Annotated in this window: 8 protein-coding genes; 6 read left to right on the forward strand and 2 right to left on the reverse strand. The window is 73.9% G+C overall.

The features are described from left to right. Positions 1-39: 39 nt before the first annotated feature. Complete coding sequence (locus AC13HU_RS25045; protein WP_483044197.1) at positions 40-1,722, reverse strand: M14 family metallopeptidase; 1,683 nt, start codon at positions 1,720-1,722, stop codon at positions 40-42. Between the two features lie 248 nt (positions 1,723-1,970). Between AC13HU_RS25045 and AC13HU_RS25050 the strand changes: the two genes are divergently transcribed. From AC13HU_RS25050 to AC13HU_RS25065, 4 genes are all read left to right on the forward strand, one after another. Beyond that, positions 1,971-2,690 (forward strand): VIT1/CCC1 transporter family protein, encoded by a 720-nt coding sequence (locus AC13HU_RS25050; protein WP_483044198.1) that lies wholly within the window; start codon positions 1,971-1,973, stop codon positions 2,688-2,690. A gap of 3 nt (positions 2,691-2,693) precedes the next feature. Beyond that, on the forward strand, positions 2,694-4,841 hold the full coding sequence (locus AC13HU_RS25055) for an FAD-binding protein (protein ID WP_483044199.1): 2,148 nt from the start codon (positions 2,694-2,696) through the stop codon (positions 4,839-4,841). A gap of 147 nt (positions 4,842-4,988) precedes the next feature. After that, positions 4,989-5,780: a COG4280 domain-containing protein gene (locus AC13HU_RS25060; RefSeq protein ID WP_483044200.1), complete on the forward strand. Its 792-nt coding sequence runs from the start codon at positions 4,989-4,991 to the stop codon at positions 5,778-5,780. Further along, positions 5,777-5,983 (forward strand): hypothetical protein, encoded by a 207-nt coding sequence (locus AC13HU_RS25065; RefSeq protein ID WP_483044201.1) that lies wholly within the window; start codon positions 5,777-5,779, stop codon positions 5,981-5,983. The genes AC13HU_RS25060 and AC13HU_RS25065 overlap by 4 nt, the downstream gene beginning before the upstream one ends. A 119-nt stretch (positions 5,984-6,102) precedes the next feature. On the opposite strand, the gene AC13HU_RS25070 is transcribed toward AC13HU_RS25065, so the two are convergent. After that, positions 6,103-6,453 (reverse strand): DUF4232 domain-containing protein, encoded by a 351-nt coding sequence (locus AC13HU_RS25070; protein WP_483044202.1) that lies wholly within the window; start codon positions 6,451-6,453, stop codon positions 6,103-6,105. On the opposite strand from AC13HU_RS25070, the gene AC13HU_RS25075 reads away from it, so the two are divergent. Beyond that, a complete protein-coding gene (locus tag AC13HU_RS25075) occupies positions 6,452-6,820 on the forward strand; it encodes a hypothetical protein (RefSeq protein WP_483044203.1) in 369 nt (122 codons plus the stop codon). The two genes, AC13HU_RS25070 and AC13HU_RS25075, sit on opposite strands and share 2 nt — an antisense overlap. Before the next feature lie 348 nt (positions 6,821-7,168). Next, on the forward strand, positions 7,169-8,440 hold the full coding sequence (gene lysA / locus AC13HU_RS25080; protein WP_483044204.1) for a diaminopimelate decarboxylase: 1,272 nt from the start codon (positions 7,169-7,171) through the stop codon (positions 8,438-8,440). Positions 8,441-8,513 lie beyond the last annotated feature (73 nt).

The raw sequence follows: 8,513 nt of genomic DNA on the forward strand, positions 1-8,513 counted from the left end.
GCCCCTCAACCCCACAACCTGCCCGACAACGGCAGCCGGTCAGCCGAGGTGGATCTCGGCGCGGGCGGTGCCCGCTCGGGGATGCCGGGCGGTGACGGCGACGACGGTGCCCTCGGGCGCCCGGACCGTCCACTCCACCGCGGTCAGGTCGGGGGTGCCCGGGTCGTGGCCCCACCAGGTGGTGGACGACAGGGTTCCGCTCCTGCCCTCCAGCTGGCCGAGGCGTTCGACGTGCTCGCCGGTGACCAGTTCGGCGTCGTCGGGCAGCGCGATCTCCGCGGACAGCTCCCCCGCCACCCCGCGGTCCAGCGCGGTCCTGGTGACATACGTCGGCAGCCAGCCGGTGTTGCCGACGACCAGCCGGACCCGGTGCACGCCGGGCGCGACCCGGGTCGCGGTCAGCCGGCGCACCCCGACCCGCGGCGAGGCCAGGGTCTGGAAGATCACCCACTCGGTGTGCGGGGCGACTTCGGCCTCGATGCGGTCCATCGGCGGGTTGTACCAGTAGTTGATCATGTCCCAGCCGCCCAGCTCCACCGGTCCGAGCTGCGGGTGCGTGAAGGGGTACCAGGAGACGAAGCCCTTGCCGTCGAGTTCGGCGTCGCTCCACTTGATCATCCGCAGATCGTCCTCGACCGGGTGGTCGATCAGCCAGCGCGAGGCGTGGTAGGACTCGATGCCGGCCGCCCGCTGCGGGCTCCAGAACTCGGTGATCCAGGCGAAGATGCCCAACTGGTGGTAGTACCAGCCCAGTTGACCGCCGCGGAAGTCGGCGGCCGGGTCGTGCTTCAGGTCCTGGAAGGACATGACGTCGTACCCGGTCAACTCGGCCGCCTTGGCGCCGAACACGTCGTAGACACGCTGATCGGGGCCGGGCAACCGGACGTCGGCGTTCATCGGCGGGCACAGGTGCAGGCCGCCGAAGGTGTGGCAGGTGACGTAACCGGTGATGTTCGGACGGTCGGTGACCGCTCGCAGCACGGCCTGCGTCTCGGGCTCCGAGCCGGGGAACGGCCCGGCGTTGCGCGGCAGCGCGGGCGCCGCCTCCCAGTCGGTCGGCAGGTTCTGGCCGAGGTCCAGGCCCTCGACCGGTTCCGCGACCTCGACGACGTCGCCGCGGTAGCCGGTGATGTCGCCCTCCTGGAAGAGCCGGAAGTAGTCGCCGCCGACCTCGTCGGGTGCGCGCGGCACCAGCAGCCGGGGCTCGTCGGGGTGGGTCTTCCACGGCCCGTCGGCGTCGCGCACCCGCATGAACAGCGCCCGGCCGTCGCCGTCGACGTCCCGCAACTGCAGGCCGGGGTCGGCGTCCGGGCTCGGGTGCGGGCGCACGCTGGAGCGGATGAAGCGGCCCTCGGCCATGGCGTGCTCGTGCCCGTCCGGGTTGAGCCGCGGGACGACGTAGACGGCGCGGGTGTCCATCAGCCTGGTCACCCGCTCGTCGGTGCCGTAGCCGGTCAGCAGCCGGTGCACCAGGTGCAGGGCCGCGAAGCAGGAGGACCACTCGGTGCCGTGGATGCCCGCCTCGACGAAGTGGGCCGGCTTCTCGGCGGCCGGCCCGGTCGCGGTGTTGGTGAGAGTGACCAGCCAGATGTCGCGGCCCTCCCATGAGCGGCCCACGCTCTCCAGCGCCGCGAGGTCGGGACGGCTGTCGGCCCAGTCCCGCAGCAACGCGGTCAACTCGTCGTGGACATAGAACCTGTCGAACATCAGCGGGCGGATCATGGGGCGGGTCCTCGCAATCACACGGCGGCAGCCTGACAAGCGTGCCCAGTCTGCGCGCGGCGCGTACCGGCCGCTTTGGGCGGGGCGCCAATGTTTCCGGGCCGACTTCTCGGCCGCCGCCAATCACGTGGCACCGGCCCGGCGGCCACAGTGCTCCCTGACCCGAGAACGCGATTGACCGTGGTCAATCCTCCCGTTTGCCGGCCGGGCCGGGTGCGGCACTCCCCCGGCCGAGATTGGACCCGCGCATGACTGCGACAGCGGACCTCGGCACCGCCGAGATCCACCATCAGCACCGCGATGTGACCGGCGGCTGGCTGCGACCGGCGACCTTCGGCGTGGTGGACGGCCTGGTGTCGAACTTCGCCCTGGTCGCCGGCGTCGTCGGCGGTGGCGCCGGCGCGCACACCGTCCTGCTCACCGGTCTGGCCGGCCTCACCGCCGGCGCCTGCTCGATGGCCACCGGCGAGTTCGTATCGGTGTCGTCCCAGAACGAGCTGGCACAGGCCGAGATCGCCCGCGAGAAGCGCGAACTGGCCACCAACCCGGACGAGGAACTGCGCGAACTGACCCTGGCCTACCAGGCCAAGGGCGTACGGCCGGAGCTGGCGGAGGAGGTCGCACGGGCGCTGACCGCCGACCCCGAGGTCGCCTGGCGCGTGCACGTACGCGAGGAGTTGGGCGTCGACCCGGACGACCTTCCCTCGGGCTGGTCGGCGGCGGTCTCCTCGTTCGCCGCCTTCGCGCTGGGCGCCCTGGTGCCGCTGCTGCCCTTCGTCTTCGGCGCGACCGGCCTGGTGCCCGCGCTGCTCGCGAGTTCGGCGGCCCTGGTCGTCACCGGCGCGCTGACCGCGAAACTCACCGCGCGCTCCGGGTGGTTCGGCGCGAGCCGGCAGCTCGTGCTCGGCGGGCTGTCGGCCGCGGTGACCTTCGGGGTCGGGCTGCTGGTCGGGACGGGGGTGTCCTGACCGATGGCGACGACGGACCGCCCGTGGGGCGAGGCCGCGTACCGACGTCCCCTGCACACGGTGGCGCTGGTCAAGCAGGTGCCGCTCGGCGACCACCCGGGCGACCTGGACGAGAGGGGGCGCCTGCGCAGGGACGGCTTCGCGGTGGAGCTCAACCCGTGGTGCCGCCGTGCGGTGACCCGCGCGGTGCAACTGGGCCGGGCCGGCGGCGGACGCACCACGGTCGTCACGATGGGGCCACCGGCCGCCGCCGACGTCCTGCGGGAGGCGCTGGCCTGCGGCGCGGACGAGGGCCTGCACGTGTGCGACCCGGCGCTCGCGGGCGCGGACTGCCTGGTCACCGCGCAGGCCCTGGCCGCCGCCGTACGGAGCCTGGGCCCGGTGGACCTGGTGCTCGCGGGGCACAGCACGCTGGACGGCGGCACCGGCGCGGTCGGGCCGATGGTCGCCGCGCTGCTCGGCCTGCCGTTCGCCGGGCCCGCGCTGTCCGTCGAGGCGGTGGGCGGTGACGGGCTGCGCGCCGTACTCCAACTCGACGGCGTCACCGAGACCGCCGAACTGACGCTGCCCGCCGTGCTCACGGTGGCGGAACGCTCCTGCCGGCCGGCGAAGGCCCCACCGGCCACCTGGCCCGACTCGCCGCCGATCCGCACCCTGACACTGGATCAGTTGGCCGGCGCCCGGCCGGGTGCCGCGAGCCCCACCCGGGTGCACCGGGTGCAGCGCATCACGGCGACCCGCCGCCCGGTGCTCGTGTCCGGCAGCCCATCGGAACAGGCCGCACGGGCGGTCGCGTTGATCGCCGCACGGTTGGCGGCGGCCGACGGCTCCGGCCCCACCTCGGCAAACGGCTCCGGTCTCTCCTCGGCCGAAGCCGGCACGCTCGCGGGAACTGCCGGGCCGGGGCGCACCGTTGCGAATCGGCTCGGCCCGGCCACGGCGGCAACCGGCCTCGCGACACCCGATCCCGCGGCGCCAGCCGCCACCGCCGGCGAACCGGGGCGTACGGCCGTCACCCGCCGGGCGGCGGACCCGGACCCCGTCGGCCGCCCCGGGCCCGCCGTCCTCGCCGTGACCGGCAGCCCCGAGACGGGCGGGCGCGCCCTGCTCGGCGAGGCCGCGGAGATCGCGCGGCGGATCGGCGGCCACGTGGTGGCCGTCACGCCGGCCGCGGACCCGGAACGGCTCGCCGTCTGGGGCGCCGACGCGGCCCTGCGGCTCTCCGGCGGCGACCCCCGCCCTGCCGCGGCGGCACTCGCCGACTGGATCCACCGCTCCCGCGCCGTCCCCTGGGCCGTACTGGGCAGCGCCTCCGCCTGGGACCGCGAGGTGCTGGCCCGCCTCGCGGTGCACCTGAACGCCGGGCTGCTGTCCGACCTGACCACGACGTCGGTGCGTTCCGACACCCGTTCCGACGCCCGTTCCGACGCCCGCGGCGTGCTCCGCCTGGTCGGCGGCAAGCCGTCGGGCAACGGCATGCTCGCCGAGGTCGGCAGCGACACCGTCCCGCAGATCGCCACGCTGCGGACCGGCTCACTGACCGTGCGCGCCGGGCGGGCCGTCCCCGTCGTGATCCTTGTCGAGGCGCTGGACGTGCCGGCCGATCCGCTGCTGCGGCGCTCGAACCGGCACACCGAGGACGACTTCGACGCGGTCGAGCGTGCGGCCACGGTCATCGGCCTGGGCGCGGGCGTCGCTCCGGACCGTTACGGAGAGGTCGAGCCGCTGCGTGCCCTGCTCGGCGCGGAGCTTGCCGCGACCCGCAAGGTGCCCGACGCCGGCGCCCTGCCGCACTGCCGTCAACTGGGCGTCACGGGGCGGAACATCGCCCCGCGGCTGTATCTGGCGCTCGGCCTCTCCGGCAGCCCGCACCACCTGGCCGGCGTGGAGCGCGCGCACACCGTCCTCGCGGTCAACAGCGATCCGGACGCGGCGGTGTTCGGCCACTGCGACATCGGCATCGTCGCCGACTGGCGGGACATCCTGCCCGCACTGACCGCCGAGTTCCGGCGCGTGCTGACACCCGAACCCGCGACCGAATCCGCGCCCGACCGCGAAGCCGAATCCGCGCCCGGACCCGCGACCGGACCCGCGCCCGTATCCGCGCCCGACCGCGAAGCCGAATCCGCGCCCGAGGCCACCGCCGTCTGACGCCGGTCGCCGCTCACGGCGGCCACCGGCCCGATACCGCCTGCATTGTCCGCCCAACACGCCCCTTGCCGGGGCCCGAACCGTGGAGCCAACCGTGATGCCCTGCCCCTTCACCCCCCGTGCCGAGCCACGCGGGGGTGGTCGCCCATGAGCGGCCTCATCCTCGTCCTCACCGTCTTCCTGGCGTGCTCCGTCGAAGCGGTCGAGGCGCTGACGATCGTGCTGGCCGCCGGCACCAGCCGGAACTGGCGCTCGGCGCTGCAAGGCAGCGCGGCGGCCCTGGTCGCCCTCGCGATCGTGGTCGCGGCGCTCGGGCCCGCGATCGGGATGATCCCCTTCGAGGCGCTGCGGCTGGTGGTGGGCGCCCTGCTGCTGGTCTTCGGGCTCCAGTGGCTCCGCAAGGCCATCCTGCGCGCCTCGGGCTACAAGGCCCTGCACGACGAGGCCGACGCCTACGCCAAGGAGGTCGCGGCGGCCAACGCCGCGGCGGGCGGCGGACGTAGCATCGTCACCGACTGGTACGCCTTCACCCTGTCCTTCAAGGGGGTCTTCCTCGAAGGGCTCGAGGTCGCCTTCATCGTCGTGACCTTCGGCAACAACCAGGGCAGCGTGCCGCTCGCGGCGCTCGGCGCAGCAGCCGCGGTCGTCGCGGTCGTCGGTGTCGGCCTCGCGGTCCGCGCGCCGCTGGCCCGGGTGCCGGAGAACTCGATGAAGTTCGCCGTCGGCATCATGCTCACCGCCTTCGGTGTCTTCTGGTCCGCCGAGGGCGCCGGGGTCGACTGGCCCGGTGCCGACGCGGCCCTGCTGGTCCTCGTGCCGGCCATCGCGCTGCTCGGGCTCGGCACCGCCGCGCTGATGCGCCGCACCAACACCGCGGTACAGCCGTCCGCGGTCACCACCGTTCCCCCGGCTCCCGCGGCGAAGGGAAGCATGTCGTGAAGTGGATTCGTTCGTTCGCGCTGTTCTGGTACGACTTCGTCGTCGGCGACGACTGGCAGGTCGCGGTCGGGGTGGTGGTGGCGCTGGGCGCGACCGCCGGCCTGGTGCACGGCGCCGGTGTGAACGCCTGGTGGCTGCTGCCGGTCGCGGTCGCGGTCCTGCTCGGCCTGTCCCTGCGCCGCGCGGTGGCCGCCGCCCGCTGACGCAGGAGGGGCCGGGGCCGGGATGCGCGGTCCCGGCCCCGGCCCCCGGCACCCAAGGCCGCGTGTCCGAGGTGCGGGCCGCGGGCGGGTGCGGGCGACCCGCGAGGGGCCAGGGGCGGCTACTCGCCGCCGCCGACCGCGAGTACGTACAGCTTGCCGGCGTCGGAGCCCTGGTCGTCGGGGTTCTGGACGGGGACGTTGATGGACGCGCTGACGGTCTTGGAGTGGGTCTCGTTGGGCGGCGTGACGACCATGGTGGTGAACGTGTAGCCGCTGCCGCCGCTGTTGTTGAAGGGGTAGTACAGGACGAACTCGGTCTTCTCGCCGGGGGCCAGCTTGACGGTGGGCACGTCGCCCCCGCTGTAGCGCGGGACGCTGACGGTGTCCGAGCCGTTCTTCAGGTCGACGCCCGCGAAGCCGTGCATCGTGCAGGAGCTGGAACCGGTGTTCTTGAGGTGGACCAGTTCCATGCCCTCCCCCGAGATGCCGTGCTCGGCGGAGATCGCGAGGTTCGAGGTCGTGCACATGCCGCCGGACGCCGACCCGGAGTTCGAGGAGCCGGAGCCTCCGCTCGTGCTGCCGCTGCCGCCGGTGGAACCGCCGCCGGAGCCGCTGGAGGAACCGCCGCCGGAGGAAGTGTCCTGGCCCGGCGCGGAGTTGGGTGCCGACGTCCCGCCGGAGTCGCTCGACGACGAGGTCGCGCCGGCGGTGTCGGACGACGACGGGCCGGAGGCGCTGGAGTCGTCGGGGCCGCAGGCCGTCAAGGACAGCCCGGCGGCCACGACGATGAGGGCGAGAGCCGAGATCCTCTTGCTGCTGCGCATTGCTACTCCGTAGTCCGTAGATCGCATGCCGGCCCACTCGTTGCGGACCCTTCTGTGTTCATGGAGGCAGGTGGGCCCGGAGGCGGTTGCGCGCGGGCCGCACCCGGGACGCCCCCGTGACACGCGGGGATCATGATCGCGACACACGGCACGCGACGGCCACATCCGCCACGGGGCCTTCGGCTACGGCCGGTTGACCCGGGTCGGCCGGTCACGGAACCCTCGCGGCCGTACCGGGCTCCACCGCGGCTGCGGGGGCGCGGCGCTCCACGCGGCCGCGGCGCGGACGGCCGGCGTGCTGAGCAATCAGTTTTTCGACGCTTCCCCGTGAGGCGGCGCTGCCGTCCCTAGTTTCTGGCGTATGGGCAGCTACCACGAGATGGACCAGGTATGGCCGCGGACGGCCGGTTGGACGGACGGCGAACTGCGGGTCGGTGGAATCGGCGTCGGCGAACTCGCCACGCGGTTCGGCACACCGGTCTACGTTCTCGACGAGGACGACTTCCGGGCCCGGTGCGCCGCCTGGACGGCCGCGTTCCGCACGGGTGACGTCCACTACGGCGGCAAGGCGTTCCTGGCCCCCGCCCTCGTCGGCTGGTTGCGGGAGCTCGGCCTTTCGCTGGACGTGTGCACCGGCGGTGAGCTGGCGGTGGCCCGGCTGGGGGGCATGCCCCCCGAGCGGGTGGTCTTCCACGGCAACAACAAGTCGGTCGCCGAGCTTCGGGCCGCCGTGGAGTGGGGCATCGGGTGCATCGTCGTGGACTCCTTCCACGAACTGGCCCGCCTGGCGGACCTGGTGCGGACCGACGGCGCCCGGCAGCCCGTCATGCTCCGGGTGAAGCCGGGCGTGGACGCGGACACGCACGCGGCCCTGGCGACAGGCGGTGAGAACACCAAGTTCGGGCTGTCCATGGCCTCGGGCGAGGCGGCCGAGGCCGTACGCCAGGTGCTGGCCACACCGGGCCTGGAACTCGTCGGCCTGCACTCGCACATCGGCTCGCAGATCTTCGACCTCGGCTCCTTCACCACCGCGGCCGAGCGCATGGCACGGTTCCTCAAGGAGGTCGAGGCCGAACACGGGATCTCCATCGGCCGGTTGGACCTCGGCGGCGGCCTCGGCGTTCCCTACCTCCCGGGCGGCGAGCCGGCCCCGACACCCGCCGAACTCGCCGACGCGCTCAGGGTGGCGGTGCCCGAGGACGTGCGGCTGGCGGTCGAGCCGGGCCGATCGATCGCGGCGCCGACTACGGTCGCGGTCTACGAGGTCGGCACAGTGAAGGGACGCTACATCAGCGTCGACGGCGGCATGAGCGACAACCCCCGCCCGGCCACCTACGGCGCCGCCTACACGGCCGTGCTCGCCTCCCGGCCGGGTCAGGCCCCGCCGCAGACGTTCACGATCGTCGGCAAGCACTGCGAGAGCGGGGACGTGCTGGTGCACGCGGTCGAACTGCCGGGCGACATCCGGCCGGGTGATCTGCTCGCGATCCCCTGCTCCGGCGCCTACCAGCGGTCGGCGGCCGGCAACTACAACCAGGTCCCCCGCCCGCCGGTGGTCGCCGTGCGCGACGGTGCGGCCCGGACCCTGGTCCGCCGCGAGACGCAGGAGGACCTGCTCCGCCTGTTCGTGTGACGCGCGCTGCGCGTGGGACGCGCGCTCGCCGTCCGCAAGAAGCGGCCGGGACGACGGGGCTCAACCGCCCCGT

It is taken from the genome of Streptomyces sp. NH27 (assembly GCF_056859195.1).

What these genes read in the sequence shown, in the direction of transcription:
- AC13HU_RS25045 (WP_483044197.1), bottom strand. Translation starts at nt 1,722, where the DNA reads ATGATCCGCCCGCTGATGTTCGACAGGTTCTATGTCCACGACGAGTTG.
- AC13HU_RS25050 (WP_483044198.1), top strand. Translation starts at nt 1,971, where the DNA reads ATGACTGCGACAGCGGACCTCGGCACCGCCGAGATCCACCATCAGCAC.
- AC13HU_RS25055 (WP_483044199.1), top strand. Translation starts at nt 2,694, where the DNA reads ATGGCGACGACGGACCGCCCGTGGGGCGAGGCCGCGTACCGACGTCCC.
- AC13HU_RS25060 (WP_483044200.1), top strand. Translation starts at nt 4,989, where the DNA reads ATGAGCGGCCTCATCCTCGTCCTCACCGTCTTCCTGGCGTGCTCCGTC.
- AC13HU_RS25075 (WP_483044203.1), top strand. Translation starts at nt 6,452, where the DNA reads ATGCCCTCCCCCGAGATGCCGTGCTCGGCGGAGATCGCGAGGTTCGAG.
- AC13HU_RS25070 (WP_483044202.1), bottom strand. Translation starts at nt 6,453, where the DNA reads ATGGAACTGGTCCACCTCAAGAACACCGGTTCCAGCTCCTGCACGATG.
- lysA (WP_483044204.1), top strand. Translation starts at nt 7,169, where the DNA reads ATGGGCAGCTACCACGAGATGGACCAGGTATGGCCGCGGACGGCCGGT.